Origin of the sequence: Xinfangfangia pollutisoli (assembly GCF_020179405.1) — a bacterium.
GTDB lineage: Bacteria > Pseudomonadota > Alphaproteobacteria > Rhodobacterales > Rhodobacteraceae > Pseudogemmobacter > Pseudogemmobacter pollutisoli.
In genome coordinates this window covers 25,621-51,677 of sequence record NZ_JAICBZ010000008.1, presented here as the reverse complement: position 1 = coordinate 51,677, position 26,057 = coordinate 25,621, and the positions used below count along the sequence as shown (strand labels likewise).

General features: G+C 67.9%; 26 protein-coding genes. 11 read left to right on the top strand and 15 right to left on the bottom strand.

Annotation, left to right across the window (positions count from 1 at the left end):
* Positions 1-8 precede the first annotated feature (8 nt).
* From K1Y73_RS05090 to K1Y73_RS05070, 5 genes are read right to left on the bottom strand one after another with little or no spacing between them, the layout of a single operon-like run.
* Positions 9-278: a EutN/CcmL family microcompartment protein gene (locus K1Y73_RS05090; RefSeq protein WP_225026940.1), complete on the bottom strand. Its 270-nt coding sequence runs from the start codon at positions 276-278 to the stop codon at positions 9-11.
* Positions 275-754, bottom strand: coding sequence for a hypothetical protein (locus K1Y73_RS05085; protein WP_225026939.1), 480 nt, complete (start codon positions 752-754; stop codon positions 275-277). The genes K1Y73_RS05090 and K1Y73_RS05085 overlap by 4 nt, the downstream gene beginning before the upstream one ends.
* Positions 751-1,380 (bottom strand): BMC domain-containing protein, encoded by a 630-nt coding sequence (locus K1Y73_RS22100; RefSeq protein ID WP_225026937.1) that lies wholly within the window; start codon positions 1,378-1,380, stop codon positions 751-753. The genes K1Y73_RS05085 and K1Y73_RS22100 overlap by 4 nt, the downstream gene beginning before the upstream one ends.
* Positions 1,377-2,933 carry an aldehyde dehydrogenase family protein gene (locus K1Y73_RS05075; protein WP_225026935.1) on the bottom strand — a complete coding sequence of 519 codons (1,557 nt, stop codon included), beginning with the start codon at positions 2,931-2,933 and terminating at the stop codon, positions 1,377-1,379. Before K1Y73_RS05075 ends, K1Y73_RS22100 begins: the two co-directional genes overlap by 4 nt.
* Positions 2,934-2,945: 12 nt before the next feature.
* Positions 2,946-4,226, bottom strand: coding sequence for a class-III pyridoxal-phosphate-dependent aminotransferase (locus tag K1Y73_RS05070; protein WP_225026933.1), 1,281 nt, complete (start codon positions 4,224-4,226; stop codon positions 2,946-2,948).
* A gap of 169 nt (positions 4,227-4,395) precedes the next feature.
* Between K1Y73_RS05070 and K1Y73_RS05065 the strand changes: the two genes are divergently transcribed.
* The gene (locus K1Y73_RS05065) at positions 4,396-5,184 is read left to right on the top strand and encodes a DeoR/GlpR family DNA-binding transcription regulator (protein WP_225026931.1); all 789 of its coding nucleotides are present in this window, start codon (positions 4,396-4,398) and stop codon (positions 5,182-5,184) included.
* Here K1Y73_RS05065 and K1Y73_RS05060 read toward each other — a convergent pair.
* The 4 genes from K1Y73_RS05060 to K1Y73_RS05045 form a co-directional block, all read right to left on the bottom strand.
* Positions 5,181-5,966 (bottom strand): hypothetical protein, encoded by a 786-nt coding sequence (locus K1Y73_RS05060; protein WP_225026929.1) that lies wholly within the window; start codon positions 5,964-5,966, stop codon positions 5,181-5,183. The two genes, K1Y73_RS05065 and K1Y73_RS05060, sit on opposite strands and share 4 nt — an antisense overlap.
* On the bottom strand, positions 5,963-6,985 hold the full coding sequence (locus K1Y73_RS05055; protein ID WP_225026927.1) for a GSCFA domain-containing protein: 1,023 nt from the start codon (positions 6,983-6,985) through the stop codon (positions 5,963-5,965). Before K1Y73_RS05055 ends, K1Y73_RS05060 begins: the two co-directional genes overlap by 4 nt.
* Before the next feature lie 109 nt (positions 6,986-7,094).
* Positions 7,095-7,442, bottom strand: a complete 348-nt coding sequence (locus tag K1Y73_RS05050; protein WP_225026926.1) for a DUF2794 domain-containing protein — start codon at positions 7,440-7,442, stop codon at positions 7,095-7,097.
* A 54-nt stretch (positions 7,443-7,496) separates the two neighbouring features.
* Positions 7,497-8,510: an asparaginase gene (locus tag K1Y73_RS05045; protein ID WP_225026925.1), complete on the bottom strand. Its 1,014-nt coding sequence runs from the start codon at positions 8,508-8,510 to the stop codon at positions 7,497-7,499.
* A 181-nt stretch (positions 8,511-8,691) separates the two neighbouring features.
* Between K1Y73_RS05045 and K1Y73_RS05040 the strand changes: the two genes are divergently transcribed.
* Together K1Y73_RS05040 and rlmN are read left to right on the top strand one after the other, a co-directional pair.
* Positions 8,692-9,204, top strand: coding sequence for an invasion associated locus B family protein (locus K1Y73_RS05040; protein WP_225026924.1), 513 nt, complete (start codon positions 8,692-8,694; stop codon positions 9,202-9,204).
* 118 nt (positions 9,205-9,322) lie between these two features.
* A complete protein-coding gene (gene rlmN / locus K1Y73_RS05035; RefSeq protein WP_225026922.1) occupies positions 9,323-10,546 on the top strand; it encodes a 23S rRNA (adenine(2503)-C(2))-methyltransferase RlmN in 1,224 nt (407 codons plus the stop codon).
* On the opposite strand, the gene K1Y73_RS21980 is transcribed toward rlmN, so the two are convergent.
* Positions 10,543-12,162, bottom strand: a complete 1,620-nt coding sequence (locus K1Y73_RS21980) for an ArnT family glycosyltransferase (protein ID WP_263626517.1) — start codon at positions 12,160-12,162, stop codon at positions 10,543-10,545. The two genes, rlmN and K1Y73_RS21980, sit on opposite strands and share 4 nt — an antisense overlap.
* A gap of 105 nt (positions 12,163-12,267) precedes the next feature.
* Here K1Y73_RS21980 and K1Y73_RS05020 point away from each other — a divergent pair, with 105 nt between their 5' ends.
* Both K1Y73_RS05020 and K1Y73_RS05015 read left to right on the top strand, forming a co-directional pair.
* Positions 12,268-13,461, top strand: a complete 1,194-nt coding sequence (locus K1Y73_RS05020; RefSeq protein ID WP_225026921.1) for a winged helix-turn-helix domain-containing protein — start codon at positions 12,268-12,270, stop codon at positions 13,459-13,461.
* A gap of 546 nt (positions 13,462-14,007) precedes the next feature.
* Positions 14,008-14,424: an acyl-CoA thioesterase gene (locus K1Y73_RS05015; protein ID WP_225026919.1), complete on the top strand. Its 417-nt coding sequence runs from the start codon at positions 14,008-14,010 to the stop codon at positions 14,422-14,424.
* Positions 14,425-14,517: 93 nt separating this feature from the next.
* Here the strand turns inward: K1Y73_RS05015 and K1Y73_RS05010 are convergent, their stop codons facing one another.
* On the bottom strand, positions 14,518-16,446 hold the full coding sequence (locus tag K1Y73_RS05010; protein ID WP_225026918.1) for a methyl-accepting chemotaxis protein: 1,929 nt from the start codon (positions 16,444-16,446) through the stop codon (positions 14,518-14,520).
* A gap of 148 nt (positions 16,447-16,594) precedes the next feature.
* Between K1Y73_RS05010 and zapE the strand changes: the two genes are divergently transcribed.
* The gene (zapE, locus tag K1Y73_RS05005; protein WP_225026916.1) at positions 16,595-17,716 is read left to right on the top strand and encodes a cell division protein ZapE; all 1,122 of its coding nucleotides are present in this window, start codon (positions 16,595-16,597) and stop codon (positions 17,714-17,716) included.
* Here zapE and K1Y73_RS05000 read toward each other — a convergent pair.
* Genes K1Y73_RS05000 through serB form a run of 3 tightly spaced genes read right to left on the bottom strand, consistent with a single transcriptional unit; the run spans position 17,687 to position 19,803 of the window.
* Complete coding sequence (locus K1Y73_RS05000) at positions 17,687-18,448, bottom strand: TSUP family transporter (RefSeq protein ID WP_225026914.1); 762 nt, start codon at positions 18,446-18,448, stop codon at positions 17,687-17,689. The genes zapE and K1Y73_RS05000 overlap by 30 nt on opposite strands.
* A gap of 3 nt (positions 18,449-18,451) precedes the next feature.
* On the bottom strand, positions 18,452-18,931 hold the full coding sequence (locus K1Y73_RS04995; RefSeq protein ID WP_225026913.1) for a GNAT family N-acetyltransferase: 480 nt from the start codon (positions 18,929-18,931) through the stop codon (positions 18,452-18,454).
* Complete coding sequence (gene serB / locus K1Y73_RS04990) at positions 18,928-19,803, bottom strand: phosphoserine phosphatase SerB (RefSeq protein WP_225026911.1); 876 nt, start codon at positions 19,801-19,803, stop codon at positions 18,928-18,930. Before serB ends, K1Y73_RS04995 begins: the two co-directional genes overlap by 4 nt.
* 136 nt (positions 19,804-19,939) lie before the next feature.
* Here serB and K1Y73_RS04985 point away from each other — a divergent pair, with 136 nt between their 5' ends.
* From K1Y73_RS04985 to K1Y73_RS04970, 4 genes are all read left to right on the top strand, one after another.
* Entirely contained in the window at positions 19,940-21,019 is a 1,080-nt protein-coding gene (locus K1Y73_RS04985; protein WP_225026909.1) for a zinc-binding metallopeptidase family protein, read from the top strand.
* A 272-nt stretch (positions 21,020-21,291) separates the two neighbouring features.
* Positions 21,292-22,638 carry a hypothetical protein gene (locus K1Y73_RS04980; RefSeq protein ID WP_225026907.1) on the top strand — a complete coding sequence of 449 codons (1,347 nt, stop codon included), beginning with the start codon at positions 21,292-21,294 and terminating at the stop codon, positions 22,636-22,638.
* The gene (locus K1Y73_RS04975) at positions 22,635-23,162 is read left to right on the top strand and encodes a DUF2249 domain-containing protein (protein ID WP_225026905.1); all 528 of its coding nucleotides are present in this window, start codon (positions 22,635-22,637) and stop codon (positions 23,160-23,162) included. The genes K1Y73_RS04980 and K1Y73_RS04975 overlap by 4 nt, the downstream gene beginning before the upstream one ends.
* Entirely contained in the window at positions 23,155-23,439 is a 285-nt protein-coding gene (locus tag K1Y73_RS04970; RefSeq protein ID WP_225026903.1) for a metal-sulfur cluster assembly factor, read from the top strand. Before K1Y73_RS04975 ends, K1Y73_RS04970 begins: the two co-directional genes overlap by 8 nt.
* 57 nt (positions 23,440-23,496) lie before the next feature.
* Here the strand turns inward: K1Y73_RS04970 and K1Y73_RS04965 are convergent, their stop codons facing one another.
* On the bottom strand, positions 23,497-24,702 hold the full coding sequence (locus K1Y73_RS04965) for an NnrS family protein (protein ID WP_225026902.1): 1,206 nt from the start codon (positions 24,700-24,702) through the stop codon (positions 23,497-23,499).
* Positions 24,703-24,909: 207 nt separating this feature from the next.
* On the opposite strand from K1Y73_RS04965, the gene nirK reads away from it, so the two are divergent.
* Positions 24,910-26,034, top strand: a complete 1,125-nt coding sequence (gene nirK / locus K1Y73_RS04960) for a copper-containing nitrite reductase (RefSeq protein ID WP_225026901.1) — start codon at positions 24,910-24,912, stop codon at positions 26,032-26,034.
* The last annotated feature ends 23 nt before the right edge of the window (positions 26,035-26,057 follow it).

Genomic DNA, 26,057 nt, shown 5'->3' with positions numbered 1-26,057 from the left:
AAACCTCCTTACTTGCGTTTCGCGGCCGGCTTCCCGGCAGATGCGTCGTCGATGGAACCGATGATCAGCGCGTCAATCGGCGCCGTGCGTTCGGTGAACCAGGCAGCTGCGACCGAGCCCTGGGTGATCAGCACCGCCTCGCCCTCGGCGCAGCCGAGCGGATCGAAGGCGATCAGTTTCGCGCCGGTCTCGGTTTCCACCTCCAGAAGCGCCCCGGTGGGAAGCGTGCCGATATGGCGGGTGGACCAAAGCCTGCCGCTGACGCGCGCCCGTATCATGCCAATGTCCTTTCGATCCTGATGCCGCGGCGGCGGGCCTCGTCGCCCGCCAGGGGTGTCAGCCGCGCCTGTTTGGTGATCCGCAGCCGCGTCTGGTCGGTGCCGATCGCGGCAATGTCGCGCTCGGTCACCAGGGATTTGCGCAATTCGGGAATGCCCGCCGGAACGGTGGTGACCAGCCGCGCCACCGGCGCCCCGGCGGGGGCAGGGGCGGGCACGGCGGCGGCGACCGGGGCGGGACCCGGCATGGCGGCCATGCCCTGCGGCGCAAAGCGGATCCGCCCCGCTTCCAGCCCGGCCAGAAAGCCCGGCGCCTGCGCGCGGCGCGCGATGGTCAGGGCGAATTCCGTCAGCTGCGCCTCGGTCGACACCTGGACAGGCTCGGCCGCGACCGCCGCCCCGCCCAGGATTTCGGCGCGCAGGCTGGCGATCTCTTCCGACAGCAGTTCGCGGATCAGGGCGCGCAGATCGCTCATCCGCCCGCCCTCGCATCCACCGCCCCCGCCTCGCGCAGCGCCCGCTCGGCCGCGTCGCGGGCATTCCTGACATCGGCTTCGGTCCCGGCCAGATACAGCCGGCCATTCGCCCCGATCATCCGCATGTCGATGACCTTGATGTCCGCCTCTTTCTCGGCCTCGTTGCAGGCCAGGATGGCATAGGCCGCGGGCTGGCATTCCAGCAGGTAGACACTTTCCCCCGCCAGCACCATCGAGCCGGTCTTGTTGCGGTTCATCAGGAAGGCATGCTGGTCATCAACCCGCGTCACGATCTTCGAGGCCATGATCTTCGGCTTTTCGGCATCTTCGCGGCGCTTGCCCATGGCCGTCAGCGCCGCCGCCGCCCCGGCCTGCACCTCGGCGGTCGAGCGGGCATGGAACTGCAGCGTGCCGAACTGGCGTTCAACCACCAGAAACCCCGCCCGCACCTCGGCGCTTTTCAGCACCGTATCGGTCAGCGCCTCGACATCCAGCCCCGGCGCGATCTCGATGATCTGCGCCGCCATCCGCGCGCGCGGCAGCGTTCCGCGCATCCAGGTCGAGGTATAGGCCAGGGTCTGCGGCTGCAGCTGGTCGATGAAGATGAAGGCGCGGAGATCGGTCACGACTTGCCCCTGGTCAGATCACGGAGTTCCTGAAGAATAAGCTCGCGCAGCAGGTCGCGATCGACCCCGCCCTCGCCCACGGGCCGGCTGGCCGGCGCGCTGAAGGGCAGCGGGACTGCGGGCGCGGCCTCGGGCCCCGCGAAGGGCGCCCGCAGCCCGTCCAGATCGCCGGGCCTGACCGAGGGGTCGGAATTCCAGGCCAGCCGGGTCCAGTGAACCAGATGCTGCGGCCCGATATTCTCGCCCACCGAGGACCGGCCGAAATAGCCGGTGCCGATCATGAAGGACGGCGCCAGATGGGTGGCGAACCCGGCGGCCCCCTGCGAACAGGGCGCATTGACCACCACCCGATAGACCGACAGCGCGCTTGCAAAATCCAGCGCCAGCTGCGGATCGTCGGTATGGATCGCGGCGGAATGGCCCGCGCCGGTCATCCGCAGGATCATCTGCGCCATGCTGGCGGCATGGGCGGCGCTGCTGACCAGCGCCCAGCCCAGCACCGGGCACAGCTTTTCCCGGGTCAGCGGCTCGTCAATGCCCACCAGCGCCACCGGCGCCACCAGCACCCGCGTCGTGCCCACCACGCGCAGCCCGGCCTGGCCCGCGATCCAGACCGCCGATTTGCCGACCGCGGCCGTGTTCAGATGCCCGCCGGGGAACAGCCAGTCGCGCAGTTTGGCAACGTCGGCCTCGGAGCAGATATGGGCGCCCCCGGCCCGCAGCGCGCGTTCCAGCCGGCTGCGATCCCGCTCTTGCGAGATCAGCACGCTTTCATTGGTGCACAGGACCGAATTGTCGAAGGCCTTGCTGTCGATGATGCGCCGCGCCGCGACCGTCTGGTCGGTGCCCGGATCGACATAGACCGGCGCATTGCCGGGGCCCACGCCGATGGCCGGATTGCCCGAGGAATAGGCCGCCCGCACCATCGGCCCGCCGCCCGTCGCCAGGATCACCTGCACCTTGGCCGACCCCATCAGCGCCTGCACCAGTGGCACCGAGGGCTCTTCGATGCACTGGATCAGGCCCGAGGGCGCGCCCGCCGCCTCGGCCGCCGCCGCCAGCCGGGCCGCGGCCGCGTTGCAGCAGCGTCTGGCCATCGGATGCGGGCTGAACAGGATCGCATTGCGCGACAGGATCGCCAGGATCGTCTTGTAATACAGGGTCGAGACCGGGTTGGTCGCCGGCGTCAGCGCCAGCACCACGCCGGCCGGACGCGGCAGTTCGATCATCCGGCGCTCGGCATCGACCTTCGGGCTGACCAGATCGAGGTTTTCGTAGAAATCGACAAGCGGATGCGCCGAAAGCTGGTTCTTCAGCACCTTGTCGGCCACCACGCCCATGCCGGTTTCCGCCACCGCCGCCTCGGCGAATTGCGTGGCCGCGGCATGCCCGGCTTCGGCCACGGCGCGCGCGATCCGCATCACCGCCGCCCGGTCATATCGGGCAAAGGCCTGCCCCGCCCAGGTGGCGCGGTCGATCTTCATCTTCGCCGTCTCTTCGGCCCGGTCTGGAACCTGCAGGCGCGGCGCGTCCTGGTGAAGCTGCATCGGCATCGGCTTTCCCCCTCAGGCCGCGCGGCGCATGTCGCGCAGCAAAGCACGGGCACGCGGCATCGCGGCCTCCATCCGGTCGATGATCTCCTGGCAGGTCGCCACATCCAGCAGCACGCCCGGCTTGAACTGCAGCACCCGCTTGTCCAGCGACGAGAAGATCGCCCAGACCCCGTGTTCATACAGCGCGCGCGACACCGCCACCGCGCCTTCGGGGTGGTCATATTCCAGACCCAGGATCACGCCGCGCTGGCGGATGCCTACGAAAATGTCGCTGTGGGCCGCCATCATCTGCGTCAGGGCGCGGCGGAAGAAATCGGCAACCGAATGCACATTCGCAATGACTTCGGGGCGTTGCAGGATGTCGATCACCTGATGGCCGACGATGCAGCCCAGTTCCGACCCGCCCGAGGTCGAAATATGCGCGGCCCCGTCTTCATGCAGCCAGCCGCCGCATTTCTCGGTCACCACACAGGCCGAGATCGGATAGATGCCGCCGCCCAGCCCCTTGCCGGTCACGAACATGTCCGGCTCCAGCCCGTAGCTTTGCCAGCCCCACATCGTGCCGCAGCGCATCAGGCCGGTCTGCACCTCGTCGGCGATGTAAAGCGTGCCGTAGCGGCGGCAAAGATCCTGACAGGCCTGCAGATAGCCGTCATCGGGCAGCGGAAAGCCATAGGTGGCGGGGATGGTCTCGATGATGAAACAGGCCACGTCGCGGCCGCGAAGCGCGCGGTCCAGCGCGTCGATGTCGTTGAACGGCACCTGAATGAACTCTTCGGGCTTGTCGGCCAGGAAGATCTTCGAGAACCGATCGTCGCCGGTCGCGACCGACAGGCCGGAATGGCCGTGATAGCCCTTGATGATCGACACGATCTTGCGGCGTTTTGTGGTATATCGGGCAGTCTTCAGCGCGATTTCCACAGCCTCGGCCCCGCCGGCGCCGAAGATGGCGTATTGCATATGCGCGGCGGTCTTCACCAGCTTCTCGGAAAAGGCGGCACGGGCGACCGAGGGGAACCAGTGGTTGCCCATGTCGAAATAGTCGAGCGCGGATTTCAGCGTGGCCACCAGTTCCGCGTTGCGATGGCCGAAATTGTAAGTCCCGCCATTGAGATGCAGGTCGATCAGCCGGCGGCCGGACATGTCGTAAAGGTAATATCCCTCGCGCCGGTCGATCACCATGTCGATGCCGGCATCCTGCCAGAACTTCGTCTTGCCCGGGTTCCAGTATTCGATCGACTTCGCAAGAAGCTCGGCCTTCGACTCGAAGCTGAAGTATCCGTAGTTGAACACGCCGCACCTCCGTTTGACCGGAGATTGTCATCTGATTCTGCATCTGGCAACAAATAAATGTTGGCAGATGGTCATTTCTTGCGTTTGAACTTTGTCATCCGGGTTGCAATGATGCAGGACTCCACACAAATACGGGTCGTCAGATCGGAAGGTGTTGCCAGTGAAACCGATGAAATCCCGCAAGGAGCAGCGCCAGGACAGCATCCTCGGCGCGCTGGAGGGCAACCCGGCGCTGCGGGTGAACCAGCTTGCCGAACAGCTGGACGTCTCGACCGAGACGATCCGCCGGGATCTGGCCGAACTGGATCAGGCGGGCCGGCTGAGCCGCACCTATGGCGGCGCGGTGGTGGCGAAGAACCGCTTCGAGCCGCTGCTGAATGACCGCATCAACCTGAACGTGGCCGAGCGGCAGGCCATCGCGCGCCGGGCGCTGGACGAGGTGGCGGGGGAAGAGGCGCTGCTGCTGGGCGGCGGCGCGACGATGCTGCAATTCGCCCGCGCCCTGCGCGAGATCACCCGCCGCATCACGGTGATCACCCCCACCTATCCGATCGCGCTAGAGCTTTCGTCGAATCCGCTGATCGAGATCGTGCTGCTGCCCGGCAGTTTCGAGCCGCAAGAGCGCATGGTCTGCGGCCCCGAAACCATCCGCGCGGTCGAACGCTATCGCGCGCCGGTCGTGCTGATCGGCGCCTCGGGGGTGAACCGCGACGGGATCAGCGAAGCGATGCTGGGCGTGGGCGAGGTGTATTCCGCCATGCTGGCCAGCGCGGGGCGGTCCTATGTGCTGGCCGATCACAGCAAGTTCGAAAAGCGCGCGCTGGTGCTGCTGACCGGCTGGCACAGCGACCTGTCGCTGGTCACCGATCGCGAACCCGGGCCCGAGTTGGCCGCGGCGCTGCGCCGCAATGGCGCGGGCCTGCTGCTGCCGGAAGAGCGATCGGCGCTAAAGGCTTAGGCCGCGCCCAGCTCGGCTAGAACCTGCGCCCAGATCAATGCGCCATAGCGGGCATTGGCATGCAATTCGTCCTGCGGCGGCTGGGTCTGGCTGAGATCCGACAGACGCCGCGCCCCCAGCGTATAGTCCTGCCCGGTCAGCAGGCCTTCCACCACCGTCTCGTCGGGTTGAGGAAGAAACGCCGCGCCGATGCCGGCCAGATGCGCCTGCGCCACCGTTTCGAACAGGGCCCGGCACTGCGCGCCGACCTGCGCCCGGCACAGCCGCACGAAACCCACCGACTTGGCCTTGCCCTGCAGGATGATCTGCGACGGATAGGGCTGCGGCAGCGCGATCAGCCTTTGCCGGTCGGCCGACAGCGCGGGCGCGATCTGGCGCAGAAGGCGCGTCGCGGTGATGTCTTCCAGCGAATCGTCCAGCGCGTCGCGCAGGCAGGGCTCGGTGATCACCGGAATGTCCAGCCGGTTGCGATAGGGCCAGCCCAGAACGTGATTGCGGTTCAGGATGCGCACCAGCCGAAAGCCGCTCAGCTCATGGCCAACGACCAGGATCGCATCGTAACCGGCCAGATCGAATTCCGCCTTCTGCCCCAGCTGGGCCTGAAAGGCCCGACCTTCGGCAGTGGGCGCGTAAAGCCTGCGGCCCTCGATCGCGAATTCGCCCAGGGCCGTGCCGGCGCGGGCGAAGAAATCGACCTCGGTCGCACCATGGGCCCCGTCGGCGCCGCGCCAGGCCTCGATCAGGCAGGCGGCATGGGAATTGCCGATGACCAGCAGCCTCATGTCCGGGCCGCCTGCAGAAGCACTTCCTCGCAGACCGGATCCAGCGCTTCGGCCGCCGCGTCCGGTGTCTGCCGCTGCAGCGTGGGGTGGGCCGCCAGAAACAGATCCATGATCCGGGCGACGATCTCGGGGCGGACCTCGCGCTCGTCGCCCAGAAAGGCCGACCGCGCGCGGGGATTGGCGGTCACGATCTCGTAGGACGGAAAGTAGTCGCAGCCCGGATGCAGATGCAGGATCTCGTCCACCGCCGCGCGCAGCACCGCTTTCGACCGCTGGGTCGCGGCCAGAACATGGCCGCCGGTCGCTGTGGCAATCAGCGGCACGGGCGAGACGGTGAACAGCACTTGCAGGCCCGGATTGGGACCGCGCACCAGGCGAAGGAAGCGGTCCAGCTCATCCACCACAGTCATAACGCGCGCGTTTTCAAACACATGCGCAGGATCGCGATGGGGCGGGGACAGCGCGCCGGGCCAGATCGGAAACACCGTTCCGGTCTGGCGGTGCTGCCAGCGCTCGGTCAGGCCCAGGGTGAAGATCAGCAGATCGGCGGTGCAGAAGATCTCGCGCACCTTGCGCAGATGCGACAGCCGCGCCTCTTCCAGGATCGCGCGGCTGGCAAAGCCCAGCGGCTCGATCCGCGGGCGCAGACCGTCGATCCAGGCCCCATCGGCCTGCCAGATCGCCTCGTCGCGCAGCCGGGCGGCAAAGGCATCTTCGGCCAGCTGCAGCAATTGCGCGCTGGTGTAGATATTGCCGTAGCGCGCCGAATACAGCCCATAGCCATAGCGCTGCCCGGTCGCGGGGCGCATGCCCAGGGGCAGCGGCTCCAGATCCAGCAGGGTTGCGTTGGTGGCCTTCAGCGCGCCGCCGATCTTCTGCGCGAAACAACTGCCCGCCGTGGCGATCCGGGTCTGCGGCGTCAGCGCGATCTGCGGGGCATAAAGCCGATCCAGCAGGAAATCGGCATCGCGCTGGCATTTGCCCCAGAAGCACTGCGCCGGCACATCATCGTAAGACAAGGAACGCTCCCCCTCAGGGCACCACGGCCCCGCGATCAGAGGCCGATTTGCCCGCCTGCGCAAGCCCGGTGGGGGGCAAGTCCGGCCGGCACAAGTCCGTTGGCGGCGATCAGTCGATCGGGCGGATCAGCTTGCGTTCCAGCACCTTCAGCACGGCGGCCAGATCATGGCCGCGGCGCAGCACCTGACCCGCGGCGCCGATCACCGCATAGATGCCCTGCTTGGCGCGCAGCTTGGGGCGCTTTTCGATCCGGTACAGCGGCACCTCGGCGGTGCGGCGGAACACGGCGAACACCGCGGCCTCGCGGCCATGCGACAGGCCGTAATCCCGCCATTCGCCGGCCGCGACCATCTGGCCGTACAGCCGCAGGATCACCGACAACTCTCGGCGGTCGAAGGCCACCGGATCGGCGGCCCCCTGCCCCGCCTGAATGGGAACAGGCGCTTCCATATTCATGGCAGAATCGTGCCGTGGAACGCCCGGCAAATCAAGCGCGGCGTAACACCGCCGTTACAGACCGGCGCCGAAGCCTTCGGCCAGTCGGACCTCGCCCGTCTCGATGCCGCGCCAGTTGGTCTGCACCGGATGCAGCCGCTTCACCGTGGCCGGATGGCCCGCCTCCAGCACGCCCAGCCGCACCAGAAGCGCGGTGATCGCCGCTTCCGAGGCGCGGGAATTGCCGTCCAGCACCTTCAGCGCGATGCCCAGGCCCTTTTCCGGCAGGATCGCCACGAAAACCGCCTCGGCCCCGGTCTTGATCGCCACCTTGCCGCCCATCGCGCGCATCAGCTCGGTACAGGCCCGGCCCTCGCCCGCGACCAGTTCGGGATAGGTGGCCATCGCGCGCGCCAGCCGCGCCATCGCATCCTGCCGCGCGCCCTGGCCTTCGCGCGCCGTGGCGAATTTCGCCATCGCGCCGGCCAGCCCCGCCAGAGACATGGCGAAATTCGGCGCCGAGCAGCCATCGACGCCCCAGCCGGCAATCGTCTCGTCCGTCACCTCTTCGGTCGCGGCGCGGATGGCGCGCTGCAAGGGATGGTCGATCTCGACATATTCGGGGCCGGCGCGCAGATGCTGGGTCACGGTCAGGAAACCGGAATGCTTGCCCGAGCAGTTGTTGTGCAGCTGGCAGGGCGATTTTCCGGCCTGGATCAGCCGGTCGCGTTCTTCGTGATCCAGCGGCTCATGCGCGCCGCAGCGCAGATCGCTTTCACTGAGCCCCAGATCCGTGATCCAGCGCCCCGCCATTTCCACATGCAGGTCGGCGCCCTGATGGCTGGCGCAGGCCAGCGCCAGATGCGCCTCGGACAGGCCGCGCGCATCGGCCGCGCCGGTCTCGATCAGCGGCAGGGCCTGGATCATCTTGCAGGACGATCGCGGGAAGATCACCGCCTGCGGGTTGCCCCATTGCGCCACGATCCCCTTGGCATCGCAGATGACCGCATGGCCCAGATGGGTGCTTTCCAGCACGCCCCCGCGCCACAGTTCAGCCACCGGAACCGCGCCTGCATCGACTCTGGCCATGCGTGCCCCCCTCACAGATGTGCGATTTTCTGCCCAGAGGGCTTTCGCAGAATGGCGTTTTTGCGTAAAGCTGGAGTATCGGGTTCAGAGCGCCCCCGCCAGCCGAAAAAATGCCGCCGACAGGGCGGACCTGCCGGGCGAAGGCGCAGAGGCAAAAGACAGCTTGGAGGCTGCGTCTGACATGACTTCCTTCTTCCGCCGCGCCCTTTGGGCTGCCGCGATCGTGGCCACAGCCGCCAGCACCGCATCCGCACAGGAATCGACCAATCGGGTCAATACGATCACCGACTGGAATGTCTTTGTCGAAGAGAATCCCAAGGAATGCTGGGGCGTCTCGAAGCCGAAAGAGACGGTGAATTCGCGCGATGGCAAGCCGGTCTCGGTGCGCCGCGGCGACATCCTTCTGTTCGTCACCTTCCGCCCGGGCAAGCCCGGCGAGGTCAGCTTCACCGGCGGCTATCCTTTCGCCGCGGGCTCGACCGTCAAGGTCGAGGTCGGCGGGCAGACCTTCGAATTGTTCACCGATGGCGAATGGGCCTGGCCGGGCGATGACGGCGCTTTGCTGGCGGCGCTGAAGGCCGGGGCCGATGCGGTCATCACCGCGCGCTCGGGCAAGGGCACCCAGACCAAGGACACCTTCTCGCTGCGCGGCTTTACTGCAGCGATGGAAGACGCGGGCAAGCGCTGCAAGTAAGCGCCGCTGCCGCGCGACCCGGCGCCCCCTTCGGGGGGCGTTTTCTTTTGCGGCGGGATCGTCTATATCCGCCGGATACTCAGATCGCCTGTAGCAAGGCCCGACCCAAGGATCTGCCATGACCGACCGTCCCACCGCCGCCCCGGCGCCCGCTTTCAATGCCCCTGCCTCTGCGGCGCCCGTCACGCCCGACGTCCTGACCGTGCCGCGCAAGCTGCCCGAGACCGGGCGGATCAACATTGTCGGCCTGACGCGCGAGGCGCTGCGCGCCGCGCTGATCGAGGCCGGCACGCCGGAAAAGCAGGCCAAGATGCGGGTCGGGCAGATCTGGCAATGGGTCTATTACTGGGGCGTGCGCGATTTCGCGGCGATGACCAACCTGGCCAAGGATTTCCGCGCCCTGCTGGCCGAGAGGTTCGAGATCGCCCTTCCCCAGGTGGTGACCCGCAAGATCAGCGCCGACGGCACGCGCAAATACCTGGTGCGCATCGCCGGGGGGCATGAAGTCGAGGTGGTCTATATCCCCGAAGACGGGCGCGGCACGCTGTGCGTGTCTTCTCAGGTGGGCTGCACGCTGACCTGTTCCTTCTGCCATACCGGCACGCAGAAACTGGTGCGCAACCTGACCGCCGGCGAGATCGTCGGCCAGGTGATGCTGGCGCGCGACGACCTGAACGAATGGCCGCAACCGGGCGAAGGCGCCGAGGCGGGGCGGCTGGTGTCGAACATCGTGCTGATGGGCATGGGCGAGCCCTTGTACAATTTCGATGCCGTGCGCGATGCGATGAAGATCGTGATGGATGGCGAAGGCATTGCGCTGGGCCGCCGCCGGATCACCCTGTCGACCAGTGGCGTGGTGCCGGAAATCGCCCGCGCCGCGACCGAGATCGGCTGCCAATTGGCGATCAGCTTCCACGCCACCACCGATGCGGTGCGCGACGTTCTGGTGCCGATCAACAAGCGCTGGAACATCCAGACGCTGCTGGACACGCTGCGCGACTACCCGCGCCTGTCGAACAGCGAACGCATCACCTTTGAATATGTCATGCTGAAAGGCGTGAATGACAGCGATGCCGATGCGCGCCGTCTGGTCAAGCTGATCGCCGGCATTCCGGCCAAGATCAACCTGATCCCGTTCAACGAATGGCCCGGCAGCCCCTATCAGCGCAGCGACTGGGAGCGGATCGAGGCTTTCGCCGACATCGTCTACAAGGCCGGTTATGCCTCGCCCATCCGCACCCCGCGTGGCGAGGATATCATGGCGGCCTGCGGCCAGCTGAAATCGGCCACCGAACGCGCCCGCAAATCGCGCGCCGAGATCGCGGCGGAAGCCGGGCTTTAACCCGGCGCCCGGCCCCACAGCACCAGCTCCATCCGTTTGCCGGTGCCCAGGTTCATTCCGGCAAGGGGCCGCAGCGCCACCACGCCCGGCGGCGCCACGAAGGTTTCGGCCGCGCTGACGGCTGCGACGGCGCAGGCGTCTTCGACCAGGGCGCGCGCGGCCTCGTCCGGAGAGGCCCAGACCACCCGCCCGGGCGATTCGAACACCATCGAGGCTTCGCGGATCCCCACGGCGTAAAGCGTGGGGGTCGGGCAGGCTTCGGTCACCGGGATCGCCCGGGCCAGATCGCGGGTCAGCCACAAGGCCGGCGTGGCCGCGGCGGTGGGAAACAGCGCCACCTGCAGCCCGATCCCCGACAGGCACAGGGCCAGCAGCGTGACCAGCGGCAGATGCGCTCGCAGGGCCCGCAGCGCCAGCGCCGTACCCGCCAGCAGCAGCGCAAAGGCCAGCAGCAGCGGCTCCCAAGGGTGCGGGCCCAATTCGCCCGCCTTGACCGCGATGGCGATCACCAGCGCCAGCGGCAACAGCAGCACCAGCCCCGCCAGGGCCATGGCCCAGCGTCGCGGCTGGGCCACGGCCTGGGCCCAGACCGCCGCCAGCGCGATCGCCAGCGCCGGGTAGAAGGGCAGCGTGTAATGGATCAGCTTGGTCGGCGTCAGCTCGAAGATCAGCCAGCCCGGCAGGGCGCAGGCCAGTGCGATCAGGAAGACCTGCGTCCTGCGGCTGGCCCAAAGCTGCGGCAGCGCCAGCGCCAGCGCCGCCGAGGCCGGAAAGAAGCTGAACCAGAGCGTCAACAGGTAGAAACCCGGCGGGGCGCCATGGCCCTCCTGCACCTCTTGCACCTTGCCGATCAGATCGCGCGCCAGCGCCTCGGACCAGAAGGCCCCGCCCGATTTGATCGTGATCGCCACATACCAGGGCAGCACGATCGCCAGCAGCAGCAACAGCCCCCGCCACGGCTGTAACGCCGCCAGCCAGCCAAAGCCGCGCCGTGGCAAGGCCAGCAGCGGGATCGCCAGCACCGGCACCATCGGGCCGATCGGCCCCTTGACCAGCAGCGACACGCCCAGCGCCGCCCAGAACAGCAGCGCCCGCGCGGTCGAGACCTTGTCATCGCGAAAGGCCGAGATCAGCGGCCCCATCGCCAGCACCACCGTCAGCAGCACCACCGCATCGGTCTTGGCCAGCCGCGCCTGCGCGCCCAGAATGAACACCGTCGCCATCAGCAGCCCCGCCGCCAGCGCCGCCTGCGGCGCCCCCAGCCGCCGCATCAGCCCCGCCATCAGCAGGACCGACGCAATCGCCGCCGCGAGCGAGGGCAGCCGATAGCGCCAGATCGCCGCGCCCTCGGTCTCCCCCGTGGCGGCCACGGCGGCGGCCTGCATCCAGTAGATCCCCACGGGCTTGCGATAGCGCACCCCGTCCTGGAAGCGCAGGTCGATCAGATCGCCGGTCTGCAGCATCTGCCGCGTGGTCTGGGCAAAGCGCGTCTCGTCGCGGTCGACCGGCGGCAGGCTGAAGAAGCCCGGCAAATAGGCCAGCAGCGTGACCGCCAGCAAAAGCGCCGCCACCCCGGGCGCCCGCAGCGCCTGCAACCGCCGTTCCAAGGCCTGCATGCCCGTGTCCTTCCGATCCTTGCAGCCCGGCCCTAGCGCCTTTGCCCGGCGCCATGCCAGAGCCTGCCTCTTGATCTTTCCCCGCGAAACCCCCGTTCTAAGCAGATGCTGACGCTGATCCCCAACCAAACCGCCCGCCGCCTGTTCCTTGACCGCCATGCCCTGGCCGAAGCGCCCCAGGGCGAGGCGAAGGGGGCCGCGCTGGCCGAGTTGATCGACCGGATCGGCTTCGTGCAGGTCGACAGCATCAACACGGTCGAACGGGCGCATCAGATGATCCTGTGGTCACGGCGGCAAAGCTACCGTCCGGCGGCGCTGAAACGGCTGCATGACCAGGACCGGCTGGTCTGGGAACACTGGACGCATGACGCCTCGATCCTGCCGGTCTCGGTCTATGGGCATTGGAAACACCGGTTCGCCCGCGACCGCGACCGGCTGGTCGAACGCTGGACCGGCTGGCAGCGCGACGGGTTTCATCACAAGTTCGACGAGGTGCTGAAGCGCGTGCAAGAGGGCGGGCCGGTCAGCAGCGGCGATGTGGGCGAAGGCGAAACCCGCGGCAAGGGCGGCTGGTGGGACTGGCACCCGTCGAAGGCCGCGCTGGAATATCTGTGGCGGGTGGGGGATTTGGCCGTCACACGGCGCGACGGGTTCAAGAAGGTCTATGACCTGACCGAACGGGTGATCCCCGAAGCCGCGCGCGGCGCGGCACATGCGGCCGAGGAAACGCTGGACTGGGCCTGTGGTTCGGCGCTGGACCGGCTGGGATTTGCGACCTCGGGCGAAATCGCCGGCTATTGGGCGCTGATCGGCCCCGAGGCGGCGAAAGACTGGTGCCGGGCGGCGCTGGCCCGGGGCAATCTGGTCGAGGCCGAGGTCGAAGGCTGGACCGGGGCGCGGCGGCGCGTCTTCTGCCGGCCCGGCCTGCTGGACGAGACCCCGCCCGAACCCGGCACGCGGCTGCGGATCCTGTCGCCCTTTGACCCGGCGCTGCGCGATCGCAAGCGGGCCGAACATCTGTTCGGCTTCTTTTACCGGATCGAGGTCTTCGTGCCCGAGCCGAAGCGGCAATATGGCTATTACGTCTTCCCGCTTCTGGAAGGCGACCGCCTCATCGGGCGGCTGGACGTCAAGGCGCATCGCGATGCCGGGGCGCTGCGGGTGCGCGGCCTTTGGCCCGAGCCGGGCGTCGGGTTCGGCACAGGGCGGCTGCGCCGGCTGGAGGCCGAGTTGCAGCGGCTGGCCCGCTTTGCCGGCTGCGACCGGGTCGAATATCTGCCCGACTGGCAGCGCGGCTAAGCATCCGGCAGACCCTCCGGCCTTGCCGCCACGGCCGGACGGAACGCCTCGGCGCCGGGGCGGGGTGGCGGCCGGTGCGATGGGTCGGGGCTGGTGGCTGTACCGGCGACAGGCCAGGGGCGCGAAGACGATGATCGCGGCGGTGTTTCCTCGCCAGGCGCCGCTCTGCCGGTCATCCCGCGACCCAGTTCGACGGCAGCCCCCGCCGCGCGGGCAGAAACAACACTTCCGCCGCGGGGGGACCAAACGTCCAGACCCGACCGAACCCGGGCCCAGGCGGCGGGTGGTCCGCGACACCCGGGCTTTGCCCAGGCCACAGGCAGGTCGCCCGCCAGGGCAGCCGCGCGCAACCGCAAGGGCCGGTGACCGAGACCGCCGCGGCCTGGAAGCACGCGGCTTCACGGCCGGGTTGCAGCGGGCCGGCCGCGACCGCGATGCCTCGCGCCAGGCTTGGGCCGCCTCGGTTTCGGCCCTTGTCTTGCCGCGGCGCCCGGGGTCTTCTTCCGCGGATGCCGCCAGATGCGGCGAAAAGGGCAGGAGTTTGCCGTGCGGGATGCGGTCTATCGGCGCGAGATCCGGGTAGAGATGAACCATTGCGATCCGGCGGGGATCGTCTTTTATCCGCGCTATATCGAAATGGCGAGCGCGGTCACCGAAAGCTTTTTCCACGACATCCTGGACAGTTCCTATGCCGCGATGATGGCCGAAGGCCGCGGCATTCCCACCGCCGCCCTGCAGGCCAGCTATCTGCGCCCGTCGCGGCTGGGCGAGATGCTGGACTGGCGGCTCTGGCCCGAGCGGCTGGGCCGCAGTTCGCTGGCGCTGCGGATCGAGGCGCATGGCGCGGGCGAACACCGCTTCACCCTGGAAAAGACCGTGGTCTTTGCAGGTTTCCCCGGCGGGCCCGAACCCTGGCCGGATCCGCTGCGGCAGCGACTGGCGGCATTGCTGCCGCCCGTCTGAGCGAAGGACCCACCCAGCGACGCCGCGCCATGGGGCGGGCCCGGGGGCGGGGGCCGCGTCGCGGCCCGGCCCGGCCGCAAGCCGGGCCGCAGGTCAGAAATCTTCCCAACCGGCGGCGCCATCGGTGCCGGTCGCGCGGGCGGGCACCTGGGCCGGCATGGGCTGGAAATCCAGCCCAGCCGCAGCGGCTGGCGGCGGACGATGCGCCTCGGCCGGGCGCGGCGCGGCAGCACTGCGCCCCCCGCCAAGGCCGGATACGGTGAAGCGCGCCAGGCTTTCGGTCAACCGCCCGGCATCGCCGTGCAGCGAATCGGCCGATGTCGTCGATTGCACCACCACGGCAGCGTTGCGCTGGGTCACCTCATCCAGCTGCTTCACGCCCGAGTTGATCTCGGACAGGCCCAGCGACTGTTCCTTGGCCGATCCGGCAATGTCGCCGATCATCGCGGTGACCCCGGCGATCCTTTCGATCATCTTGTTCAGCGCATCACCCGTTTCATGCACCAGCGCGCTGCCCGCTTCGACCTGGACCGAGGACTGGTTGATCAGCCGCTTGATCTCTTTCGCGGATTCCGAGGCGCGCTGCGCGAGCGAGCGGACTTCCGAGGCGACGACGGCAAAGCCCTTGCCCGCCTCGCCCGCCCGCGCGGCCTCGACCCCGGCATTCAGGGCCAGAAGGTTGGTCTGGAAGGCGATGTCGTCGATCACATCGGTGATCCGGGTGATCTGGCGCGAGGATTGCTCGATCTGTTCCATGGCCGAGATCGCGCGCCGCACCACCTGGCCGCTTTCTTCGGCCTGGCGGCCATTCTCGGCCATCTGGCGATCGGCATTGGCGGCATTCTCGGCCGTGGATTGCACGCTGGCCGTCAGCTCATCCAGCGCGGCGGCGGTTTCCTCCAGCGTCGCGGCCTGGGTTTCGGTGCGGTTCGACATGTCCTGCGCAATGCCGTTGAACGCCGCGGCGCCATCGTCGATCGACTGGGCGATTTCGCGCACCATGCGCATCGTCTCGGCCAGCGTATCGACCACATCGTTGAAATTCTGCCGCAGTTCTTCATAGCGCTGCGGGAAGGGATCGGATTTCGGGCTTTCGATCTTGGCCGTCAGATCCAGCCCGGCCAGCGCGGCAAGCCCGGTGGAAATGTCGCGCACGACCCGCGTCTGTTCCGCCTCGCGCGCCTGGGCGTCGGCGGCAAGCCGCTTCGCCTCTTCGATCGATTCGCGCCAGGCCTGCACACCGCCGGCAAATTCGCCGATTTCGTCCTTGCGCCCCAAACCCGGCACCGCGCCGCTGGTATCGCCGGTCCGCACCTTTTCGATCACCGCGGTCAGCCCGACCAGGGGCTTCAGGAACCGGCCGTTTGTCACATAGAGAATAAGCCCGCCAATCAGCGAGACCGTCAGAATGACGCCGGCAAAGGCCATGCGGGCCGAATTGAGGCTGGCATAAAGCTGTTCATGCGACACGGCCGAGGCGAAGGCGCCGATGATCTGGCCCTCGTTGTTCTTGACGACCGTCATGTCCAGTTCATGCGGGATGCCGTCGACCATGGCGGGGCCAACATAGGATTCGCCCTTGATCAGATGCGGGTAGCCAGGATGGTCCTTGCCGAGATGGGTGCCGAGGATCGGATCGCCGTTGGGATGGCGGATCGACGTGGCCGTGCGGACGAAATCTTCGACCGAGGGATCGTATTTGAACAGCGTGAAGTCCTGTTCGGAGATTTCGAGAATATAGTCGGACACGTCCTGCGGCACGTTGTCCGGCAGCTGTTCGAACTTGACAATGTCGAGATCGCCTTCATGGGAAAAGGCGAATTCCATCTGCGGATATCGATCTTTCATCACTTCCGCAGAGACCCGGGCCGCACCGAAGAGTTGCGACCTGTACTGTTCCGTTGCGAATTTCGCGATGAAGTGGTCGGCCACGAGAGAGCCGGCAAGGCCGATCACCACGAACATGGCAATGGAGATCAGCGAAAGTTTGGTGGCAAGTTTAAGCGAGCGGAGACGCGACATGATGGCCTCATGGATGGCACGGGTTGCCGCAGACTGGGCCCGCCGCGTGTAGATTCCGTTAGCGCCGGGCCGAATTCGTTCGATTCCGCACGATTCCCTCTGCAGCGGGTCGGCTTTCCACCGGGCGCGGCCAGCGGTATACGACAGTATGCGACAGACACTCTCCGAGATTTACGAGGCCCGGGTGGCCGCGGGCCAGTTGCGGGCCGACCCCGCGCAACATGCCGTGCTGCCGGTGCTGGAGGCGCTGCGGCTGTGGCTTGAGGCCAATCCCACCCGCCGCACCGGCCTGTTCGCGGGGCTGTTCGCCCGGCCGGTGCAGCCGCCCAAGGGCCTGTATCTGTGGGGTGGCGTCGGGCGCGGCAAGTCGATGCTGATGGATCTGTTCGTGGGCGCGCTGGACGGCGTGGCCAGGCGCCGGGTGCATTTCCATGCCTTCATGCAGGAAATCCACCACGGCATGCATGAGGCGCGCAAGACAGGCGTCGAGGATGCGCTTGAACCCGTAGCGGCCGCCGTGATCCGCGAGGTGCGGCTGCTGGCCTTTGACGAGATGCAGATCACCGACATCACCGATGCGATGATCGTGGGCCGGCTGTTCGAAAAGCTGCTGGCGGGGGGCGTGGTGATCGTGACCACCTCGAACCGGCCGCCCGAGGATCTGTACAAGAACGGGCTGAACCGGGCGCTGTTCCTGCCCTTCATCGCCACGCTGCGCGAGCGGCTGCAGGTGGTGGCGCTGGAAAGCCCGAACGATTATCGCCAGCACCGGCTGCAGGGCGCGCAGGTCTATTTCCACCCCGCGGGCAAGGCGCGCGGCGCGATCCAGTCGATCTGGGATGATCTGACCGGCGCCGATGCGGGCCGGCCGCTGCATCTGCCGGTGAACGGGCGCGATGTGGTTCTGCCGCGCTTCGCCAATGGCGTGGGTCGGGCAAGCTTTTGGGAACTGTGTGCCAAACCCTTGGGGCCGGCCGATTTTCTGGCCATCGCCCAGGCGGTGCGGGTGCTGATCCTTGAGGAAATCCCGCAGCTTTCCTCGTCGAACTTCAACGTGGCCAAGCGCTTCGTCACCCTGATCGACGCGCTGTATGAGGCGAAGGTGCGGCTGATCTGCTCGGCCGCGGATGAGCCGGAGCGGCTGTATGTCGAAGGCGAGGGCGCCTTCGAATTCGAGCGGACCGCCAGCCGCCTGCGCGAGATGCAGGGGGCGGATTGGGGCCGCGCCGAGGCCGAGGGCTCAGCCCCAGCTTTGCCAGATCAGCCGTAGCGCCATCGCGGTGGAACTGACGATCAGCAGCGGCCGGATCACCCGGGCGCCCACCCGCATGGCCAGCCGCGCGCCCAGGGCGGCGCCGGCGACCTGACCGACCGACATGGCCAGCGCCACCGCCCAAAGCACTGCGCCCGAACTGGCAAAGACCAGGACCGAGCCCAGATTCGAGGCGAAGTTCAGCAGTTTCGTATGCGCGGTGGCCTTCAGCAGCCCCTGCCCGGCCAGAAGAACGAAGCCCAGCATGAAGAAACTGCCCGTGCCCGGCCCGAACAGCCCGTCATACAGCGCCACCGCCGGCACCAGCGTGACGGCGAACAGACCGGGCGACAGGCGGCGGGCGCGGTCCTGATCGGTCAGGCCGGGGCGCAGGGCGAAAAAGCCGGCGACGGCGATCAACAGGATCGGCATCGCGGCGCGGAAGATCTGAGGCGGGATCAGATAGGCCAGCGCCGAGCCCAGCCCGCCCGCCAGGCCTGCGATCAGCGCCATCACCAGCTGCTCGCGCGGGCGCACCTGGCCGGCCCGCGCATAGGCCAGCGCCGCCGTGCCCGAGCCGAAACTGCCCTGCAGCTTGTTGGTGGCCAGGGCCTGCACCGGATCGACCCCCACCAGAAGCAGCGCCGGCAGCGTGATCAGCCCGCCGCCGCCGGCGATGGAATCGACGAAGCCCGCCAGAAACGCCGCCAGAACCAGCAGCAGCACCAGATGACCGGCAAGCTCGAACATCGGTTACAGATCGAAGCGGCGGCTGATGCGGCCGGTGACGGTGCCGTCGCCCAGCGCCCAGTCGGGATCATGGGCGTAATCGACAAAACCCAGCCGCGCGTAATAGGCTAGGCCCGGCACATTGTCGGCGCGGATCGTGGCGTTGATCGCCCGCAGCCCCGCCGCGCGGGCCGCCGCCAGCGTCGCCTGAAACAGCGCCGCACCCGTGCCGCGCGCCTGCAGGCCCGGGCGCACGAAAGTGCCGATATCGCCCCAATCCTCGGGCAGGGCCGCGTTCCGGCCCAGCGCCTGGAAGCCGATCAGATCGCCCTGATCTTCGGCGACATGGCAGCACAGCGTCCCGGGCCCGTCGATGTAATCGCCGCGGACCTGCGCGGCGGGTTTTTCGCGCTGATGCGCGGTCGTGCCGCCGATGCGGATGATCTGGTTCAGCAGCGCCGCCATCGCGGGCGCATCTTCGGGGCGGGCGGGGCGCAGGATCATGCCGCGAACTCTTCGCGCGCATAGCCCTGCAGGTACAGCAGCGCGGTCAGATCGCCGTGATTCACCCTGATGTCGCAATCGGCCTGCACCCGCGGCTTGGCATGCAGCGCCACGCCCATGCCGGCGCGCTGCAGCATCGGCAGATCGTTCGCCCCGTCGCCCACCGCCACCGCATCCTCGGGCGTGATGCCCAGCCGGGCGGTGATCTCTTCCAGCGCCTGCAGCTTGGCCTCTTTGCCCAGGATCGGATCGGCCACGGTGCCGGTCAGCACGCCGCCCTCGACCAGAAGCGTGTTGGCGCGGTTCTCGTGAAAGCCCAGCCGCGCCGCGATGGCCGCGGTGAAGGCGGTGAACCCGCCCGAGACCAGCGCGGCATAGGCACCCTGCGCCCGCATCGTGGCCAGCAGGACCGGCCCGCCCGGCATCAGGGTGATGCGGTCGCGCAAGACCCGGTCGATCACGTTTTCCGGCAGACCTTTCAACAGGTTGACCCGTTCGCGCAGCGCGGCTTCGAAATCCAGCTCGCCATTCATCGCCCGCGCGGTGATCCCCGCGACATGGGCACCGACCCCGGCCTCATCGGCCAATTCGTCAATGCATTCCTGCCGGATCATCGTCGAATCCATATCGGCGATCAGCAGCCGCTTGCGCCGCCCTTCGGCCTTCTGCACCGCCAGGTCGATCCGCCGCGCCTGCAGATCCTGCCAGGCCTGCGCCTGGGTCTGGGGCAGCGCGTCCACAAGGAATTCGGCCGCCACCCCGGCCTCAAGCCAGCGCAGCCCCTGCCCGCCCCAATCGCGGCACAGCGCATCGACCGTGGCGCGGTCCAGCACCGGGGTTTCGGGATTGGTCAGAAGCGTGACGGCGAACATGGCAAACCCCTTCGTCAATGCCGCGCAGGGATACGGAATTTGCCGGCCAAGCGCCAGAGTGCGGATCGTGCTGGTCAAGCGGGCCGGGAACGGAAAGGATGCGGGCGCGTTCTGCCCCCGCAAAGCCGAGGCCGCGATGAAACTGTTCCAGTGCCAATGCTGCGGGCAAGTCCTGCATTTCGAAAACACGGTCTGCCTGCGCTGCGGGCGGACGATCGGCTATCTGCCCGAGACGGCCGAGATGATCGCCGTCGAGGCCGAGGGCGCGGCCTGGTATCGCGCGCAGCCCCAGGGCGGGGCCGAGGGGCCCGGCCGCTGGCGGTTTTGCCGAAACTGGGAGCTGTCGGCCTGCAACTGGCTGATTCCGCATGAAAATGCCGGGGCCGATTTCTGCCCGGCCTGCGCGCATAACCGCACCGTTCCCGATCTGTCGGCCCCGGAAAACCATGCCCGCTGGCAGAAGATCGAGGCAGCGAAGCGCCGGCTGATCTACACGCTGCGCGCCCTGGCCCTGCCGCTGCCCCTGCCCGGCACCGGCCATCCCGAACCGCTGGTCTTCGACTTTCTGGCCGACGATCCGGGCCGGGCCGAGCGGGTGCTGACCGGCCATGCCGATGGCGTGGTGACCATCTCGCTGACCGAGGCCGACGATGCCGTGCGCGAGAAGATGCGCGCCGACATGGGCGAGGCCTATCGCACGCTTCTGGGCCATTTCCGGCATGAAATCGGCCATTATTACTGGGACTTGCTGGTAAGCGGCCATGACCGGCTGGCGCAGTTCCGCGGCCTGTTCGGCGACGAGACCGCCGATTATTCGGCCGCTCTGCAGCGCCATTACACCGAAGGCCCGCCGCCCGGCTGGCAGGCCGATCACGTGTCGTCCTATGCGACGATGCACCCGTGGGAGGACTGGGCCGAGACCTGGGCGCATTACCTGCATATGGTCGACACGCTGGAGACGGCGGCGGCCCTGGGGATGAAGATCGACCCGGGCATCGACGATGAGGGCGAATTGACCACCGAGGTGGATTTCGACCCCTACCGGGTGCGGCGGATGGGGCGGCTGATCCATGCCTGGCCGCCGCTGACCGTGGCGCTGAACACGATGAACCGATCCATGGGCCAGCCCGATCTGTATCCTTTCGCCCTGACCGAGCCGGTGATCGCGAAGCTTGGCTTCGTCCATGAGGTGGTGCGGGCGGGACGCGCGGGCTGAGCCCGTCAAACGCTTGGGAACGCTGGGTTAATCCGCGGGATATGCCGGGGTGGACGGGTCTTTTTCGCGTCTTCCTTCGGTCTTCCTTCCGTCTCTACGCGCGCGGCGCAGGGCATTCGTTAACCCTGATCGCGACTCGGGCGGATCTGCTTGCGAAGATCCGCGTGGCCCCCTTGCAAATCGGTCCGGCCGGGTGCGCCGATATTTGATGCGGAACAAGGACAGGATTTCGCATCGCTGTATCTTCAAGACCGGATTTCCGAGGGATGAGGATGCCGGGAAAAACGCTTTCGCCCTGGACGCTCAGCTGGTTTGGCAGCGCCATGATCGCGCTTGTGCTGGCCCTGGTGCTGGCGCTGGCGCTGGATATTGGCCCCGGCGGCTTTGACCGGCCCGAGGCGCTGGCCGTCGTGCATCTTTTCGCCCTGGGCTGGCTGGCGCAGGTGATGCTGGGGGCGCTGGTGCAATTCGTGCCGGTGCTGGCGGCCCGGCCTTTGGCCCATGCGCGGCTTGCCTTGCCAGCCCTGCTGGCGGTTTCTTGCGGCACGCTGGCCCTGGCGGGCGGGTTTCTTGGCCTGAACGGGCTGGCGACCCTGCGGCCGTTCTTTCTGCTGGGGCCGGCGCTTCTGGGCGCGGGCTTTGCCATGCTGACGGTCATGATCCTTGCAACCCTGGTCACCCGGCAGACCCTGCGGCTGGCCGAAGTGCGGATGGTGATGCTGGCGCTGGTCGGGCTGGCGGGCCTGTGGCTGAGCGGCGTCGCAATGGTGCTGACGCTGGAAGGCAGCGGCGTCGTCGTCGATCTGAGCCAGGCTTTGCCGCTGCATCTGCTGTTCGGCATCGGCGGCTTTCTGACCGTGGCGGCCTTCGGGGTCAGCTACAAGCTGTTCGCGATGTTCCTGATCGCCCCCGAAGGCGCCAGCTGGCAGCGCCATGCCGTCTTTGCCCTGGCGGCGCTGATGGCGGGGCTGCTGCTTGGCGGTCTGGCGCTGCTGGCGGCGGGGGGCCGCGTGATGCCGGTGCTGATCGGCGTCTCGGCAGTGTCGGTGGCGGGCTGCGGGCTGTATCTGCACGATGTGCGGCGGCTTTGGCGCGCAAGGCGGCGCCCGGTGCCCGAGGTGAACATGGCCTGGAGCCGGGTGGCGCTGGGCTTTCTGGCGCTGGCGGTGCTGCTGATGCCGCTGGCGGTGCTGCAGGGCGGCGCGCTGGCCGAGGCGGGCGTATTTGCCGCGCTGGTCGGCTGGCTGTCGACGCTGACCTTGTCGCAGATGATCCGCATCACCGCCTTCCTGACCTGGATCCAGGTGTTCGCGCCGCTGATCGGTCGGCGCAAAGTACCGCTGGTGCAGCAGCTGACCCAGCCGCGCCGCGCCGCCTGGGCGCTGGCGCTGTGGAGCCTGTCTGCCGGCGCGGCCGCGCTGTGCCTGCTGGCGGGGGCGCATGTCGGCTTTCGTCTGGCGCTGGGCGGCTTGCTGATCGCTGCGCTGCTGATCCTGTCCGAGCTGGTGGCGATCCGCAGCCTGTCGCATCTGCCCAAATCCGAACGGCCGGCCCGTCTGCCGCCCCTGATCCTTCCCGTTTTCCTGAAACCCTCGCTTCAGACTGAGACCCAGAGATGACAACACACCCGCCTTTTGAACTTGATGTCCGCCCCCTGCTGGCCCGCGGCGAAGAGCCGTTCGGCGCCATCATGGCGGCGGTCGATGGGCTGCGCCGCGGCCAGGCGCTGCGGATGCTGGCGCCCTTCCGCCCGGCGCCGCTGTTCAACGTCATGGCCAATCGCGGCTTTGACTGCGCCGACCGACAGCGCGCGGATGGGGTCTGGGAGGTGACCTTCACGCCGCAGGGCGCGGGGCTGGCGGATCTGGGCATGGCGCCCGGCTCGGCCCCCGGGGCGGGGTTCTGGCCCGATCCGGTGCTGGAGCTGGACCTGCTGGGGCTGGAACCGCCGCAGCCGATGGTGCGGATCTTGGAAGAGATCAGCCTGCTGCCGCCCGGCGCGGTGCTGTTTGCCCTTCTCGACCGCGAGCCGATGTTCCTGTTTCCCGAACTGGCGCAGCGCGGCCATGAATGGGCGGGGAATTATGCGGGCGACGGGCAGACTTACCGGCTGATGGTGCGGGCGGGGGCGCAGGATGACTGATCCGCGCGACGGACTGCTGCAGGCGCTGCGCGGGGTGGTCGACCCGGAAACCGGGCGCGACCTGATGGCGATGGGTATGATCTACGAGGCGCGGCTTTCGGGCGGCTTCGCGCAGGTCACCATGACCACCACCAGCCGCGGCTGCCCCCTGACCGAGATGCTGCGCCAGGGCGTCGAGGCCGCCGTGCTGGCGGTGCCGGGGATCGACCGGGCCGAGGTCTGTCTGACCTGGGATCCGCCCTGGACGCCAGACCGGATGGAGGCGCAGGCCTTCTGAACCGGAACAGGCCCGCAGATGCGGGCCTGTTTCATGCGATTGGGCCCATGGCGCCGGTTAGCCCGCCGCGGCCCGCGGCTTGCGCCGATCCCGGACCAGCATCGGGCCATATTCCAGCAGGAACAGCCCGAAGGCCAGGATCCACAGCGCCCCTGACGCCTCCATCAGCCCCGGCACGCCGGTCAGATCGGCCAGGGGCCGCGCCAGCGCCGCCGCGAACAGGCAGAAATAGGCCAGAATGGTCAGGGCCGAGGCGGTCAGCGCCCGGCCGGTATGGCCCCGCGTCGCCCGCGTCATCACCGCCAGCATCATCGTGGCGATCACCCCCACGGTCAGCACATGCAGCGCCGAGACCGGCTGGACCAGCCCAAGCGCGGCCAGGGCGATGGCAAGAAAGCCAAGCGGGACAAAGGCATAGGCCAGATGCAGGACCAAGAGCAGTCCTTCCCCGGTGACCAAGGCCCCGCACCAGCGCGCCAGCCTTGCGACGTTCAGCGCCGCCGCGACCAGCGCCGGGGCCGCGATCAGCCGCGCCTCGGGTGCGGCGACCCAGGCCGCCAGCGCGCCCGCCGATACCACGATCACCCCCATGTCGAAGCGGTTATAGGCGACAGGCAGCCGCGCGGCGCCGCGCTGGCTCAGCCAGTTGCGGGTGAAACTGGGCAGGATGCGGCCGCCGATGATCAGGATCAGCGCCACATAGCCCGCCACCGCCGCCCGAAGCCACAGATGCGGCGCGCCGCCCAGATGCAGGGCCAGATGAAAGCCCAGATTGCCAAGGCTGATGGCAAGCAGCCCGGCCAGCACTTTCAGATCCTTCCATTTGCGGCCCCGCACGATCTCACGCGCGCAAAGACCCAGAAGCACGGGCAGGAAGGCCGCATCCAGGACCGAGGCCAGGACCGTGCCCATCGCCCCGGCCGCGGCCATGGCAAGCCGGCCGGCCAGCCACAGCGCCACCAGCCCGATCAGCGGCCGCCCCGACACCGGCAGGCTGCCGGTCCAGTTCGGAATCGCGGTCAGAAGGAACCCGGCCAGAACCGCCGGCGCGAAGCCGAACACCATCTCATGCGCATGCCACAGCGCGGCGCCGAAATCGCCGCCCAGGGGCAGGCCGCGCGCCAGCGCCAGGATCCACAGCAGCATGGTCACCACCGCCCAGACCGCACCGCCCAGGAAAAACGGCCGGAACCCATAGGACCACAGCGCCGGCCCCTGCTGGTTCAGGCCGCGCGGAATACGGGGACGTTTGGAGAAGGTCATGGCTGGGACTCTTTCTGTGCGATGTCAGCTTTCCCCCCACAGCTAGTGCGGAAATCGCCCCGCTCTTTGTGCTGCCGCAAGCAACGGGGCCTTTCGCCCCCCCGCGTTTGATCTTGCGCAACGAAGCAGGCGCCGGGTTCGGCCATGGTTGCGTTAACCGGATCGCAACCGGACCCGCTTCAGAAAGATCAGCGAAAGGACCCTGCCATGACCACCCTGCCCGTCAGCCGTCGTACCTTGCTTGCCGGCGCCGCCATTGCCGGCGCGATGACCCAGATCCGCCAGGCCGCCGCGGAAACCAAAGGGGTTCTGACCCCGGCCGCCGCGACCGATATCTCCAGCCTGCCGCGCGTGAAGGTGAAGCTGGTCGATCCGCCCTTCGTGCATGAGCATGAACAGGTGGCCACCGGCGGCCCGAAAGTCGTCGAATTCGAGATGACGATCGTCGAGAAGAAGATCACCCTCGACGACAGCGGCGCCACCTATTGGGCCTCGACCTTCAATGGCACGGTGCCCGGCCCGCTGATGGTGGTGCATGAGGGGGATTATGTCGAACTGACGCTGATCAACCCCGACACCAACGAATTGATGCACAACATCGACTTCCACGCCTCGACCGGGGCGCTTGGCGGCGGGGCGCTGACCCAGATCAATCCGGGCGAAAAGACGGTGCTGCGTTTCAAGGCCACGAAACCGGGCGTCTTCGTCTATCACTGCGCCCCTCCGGGCATGGTGGCCTGGCATGTCGTCTCGGGGATGAATGGCGTGATCATGGTGCTGCCGCGCGACGGGCTGAAAGGCCCCGAGGGCGAGCCGGTGACCTATGACAAGGTCTTCTACATCGGCGAGCAGGATTTCTACGTGCCGCGCGACGAGGCGGGCAACTGGAAGCAATATGACAGCCCCGGCGAAAGCTATGAAGATGTGCTGGCGGTGATGCGGACGCTGACGCCGAGCCATGTCGTGTTCAACGGCGCGGTGGGGGCGCTGACCGGCGACAATGCGATGAAGGCGAAGGTCGGCGAGACGGTGGCCTTCATCCATGGCCAGGCGAACCGCGACACGCGCCCCCACCTGATCGGCGGGCATGGCAATTACGTCTGGGCGACGGGCAAGTTCAACAACCCGCCCGAGCGCGGTCTGGAAACCTGGTTCATCCCCGGCGGCACGGCGGGCCTGATGGTCTACACCTTCGAACAGCCTGGCATCTACGCCTATGTGAACCACAATCTGATCGAGGCGTTCGAACTTGGCGCCGCCGCGCATGTGGTGGTCGAGGGCGACTGGAATGACGATCTGATGATGCAGGTCCTGGCGCCCAGCCCGATCTGATCAGATCCGCGATTGACCCTTAC

Bases quoted from the DNA above. Each gene is read 5' to 3' on its own strand.
- K1Y73_RS05090 (WP_225026940.1), bottom strand. From the start codon at position 278: ATGATACGGGCGCGCGTCAGCGGCAGGCTTTGGTCCACCCGCCATATC.
- K1Y73_RS05085 (WP_225026939.1), bottom strand. From the start codon at position 754: ATGAGCGATCTGCGCGCCCTGATCCGCGAACTGCTGTCGGAAGAGATC.
- K1Y73_RS05075 (WP_225026935.1), bottom strand. From the start codon at position 2,933: ATGCCGATGCAGCTTCACCAGGACGCGCCGCGCCTGCAGGTTCCAGAC.
- K1Y73_RS05065 (WP_225026931.1), top strand. From the start codon at position 4,396: ATGAAATCCCGCAAGGAGCAGCGCCAGGACAGCATCCTCGGCGCGCTG.
- K1Y73_RS05060 (WP_225026929.1), bottom strand. From the start codon at position 5,966: ATGAGGCTGCTGGTCATCGGCAATTCCCATGCCGCCTGCCTGATCGAG.
- K1Y73_RS05050 (WP_225026926.1), bottom strand. From the start codon at position 7,442: ATGAATATGGAAGCGCCTGTTCCCATTCAGGCGGGGCAGGGGGCCGCC.
- K1Y73_RS05045 (WP_225026925.1), bottom strand. From the start codon at position 8,510: ATGGCCAGAGTCGATGCAGGCGCGGTTCCGGTGGCTGAACTGTGGCGC.
- K1Y73_RS05040 (WP_225026924.1), top strand. From the start codon at position 8,692: ATGACTTCCTTCTTCCGCCGCGCCCTTTGGGCTGCCGCGATCGTGGCC.
- rlmN (WP_225026922.1), top strand. From the start codon at position 9,323: ATGACCGACCGTCCCACCGCCGCCCCGGCGCCCGCTTTCAATGCCCCT.
- K1Y73_RS21980 (WP_263626517.1), bottom strand. From the start codon at position 12,162: ATGCAGGCCTTGGAACGGCGGTTGCAGGCGCTGCGGGCGCCCGGGGTG.
- K1Y73_RS05020 (WP_225026921.1), top strand. From the start codon at position 12,268: ATGCTGACGCTGATCCCCAACCAAACCGCCCGCCGCCTGTTCCTTGAC.
- K1Y73_RS05010 (WP_225026918.1), bottom strand. From the start codon at position 16,446: ATGTCGCGTCTCCGCTCGCTTAAACTTGCCACCAAACTTTCGCTGATC.
- zapE (WP_225026916.1), top strand. From the start codon at position 16,595: ATGCGACAGACACTCTCCGAGATTTACGAGGCCCGGGTGGCCGCGGGC.
- K1Y73_RS05000 (WP_225026914.1), bottom strand. From the start codon at position 18,448: ATGTTCGAGCTTGCCGGTCATCTGGTGCTGCTGCTGGTTCTGGCGGCG.
- K1Y73_RS04995 (WP_225026913.1), bottom strand. From the start codon at position 18,931: ATGATCCTGCGCCCCGCCCGCCCCGAAGATGCGCCCGCGATGGCGGCG.
- serB (WP_225026911.1), bottom strand. From the start codon at position 19,803: ATGTTCGCCGTCACGCTTCTGACCAATCCCGAAACCCCGGTGCTGGAC.
- K1Y73_RS04985 (WP_225026909.1), top strand. From the start codon at position 19,940: ATGAAACTGTTCCAGTGCCAATGCTGCGGGCAAGTCCTGCATTTCGAA.
- K1Y73_RS04980 (WP_225026907.1), top strand. From the start codon at position 21,292: ATGCCGGGAAAAACGCTTTCGCCCTGGACGCTCAGCTGGTTTGGCAGC.
- K1Y73_RS04975 (WP_225026905.1), top strand. From the start codon at position 22,635: ATGACAACACACCCGCCTTTTGAACTTGATGTCCGCCCCCTGCTGGCC.
- K1Y73_RS04970 (WP_225026903.1), top strand. From the start codon at position 23,155: ATGACTGATCCGCGCGACGGACTGCTGCAGGCGCTGCGCGGGGTGGTC.
- K1Y73_RS04965 (WP_225026902.1), bottom strand. From the start codon at position 24,702: ATGACCTTCTCCAAACGTCCCCGTATTCCGCGCGGCCTGAACCAGCAG.
- nirK (WP_225026901.1), top strand. From the start codon at position 24,910: ATGACCACCCTGCCCGTCAGCCGTCGTACCTTGCTTGCCGGCGCCGCC.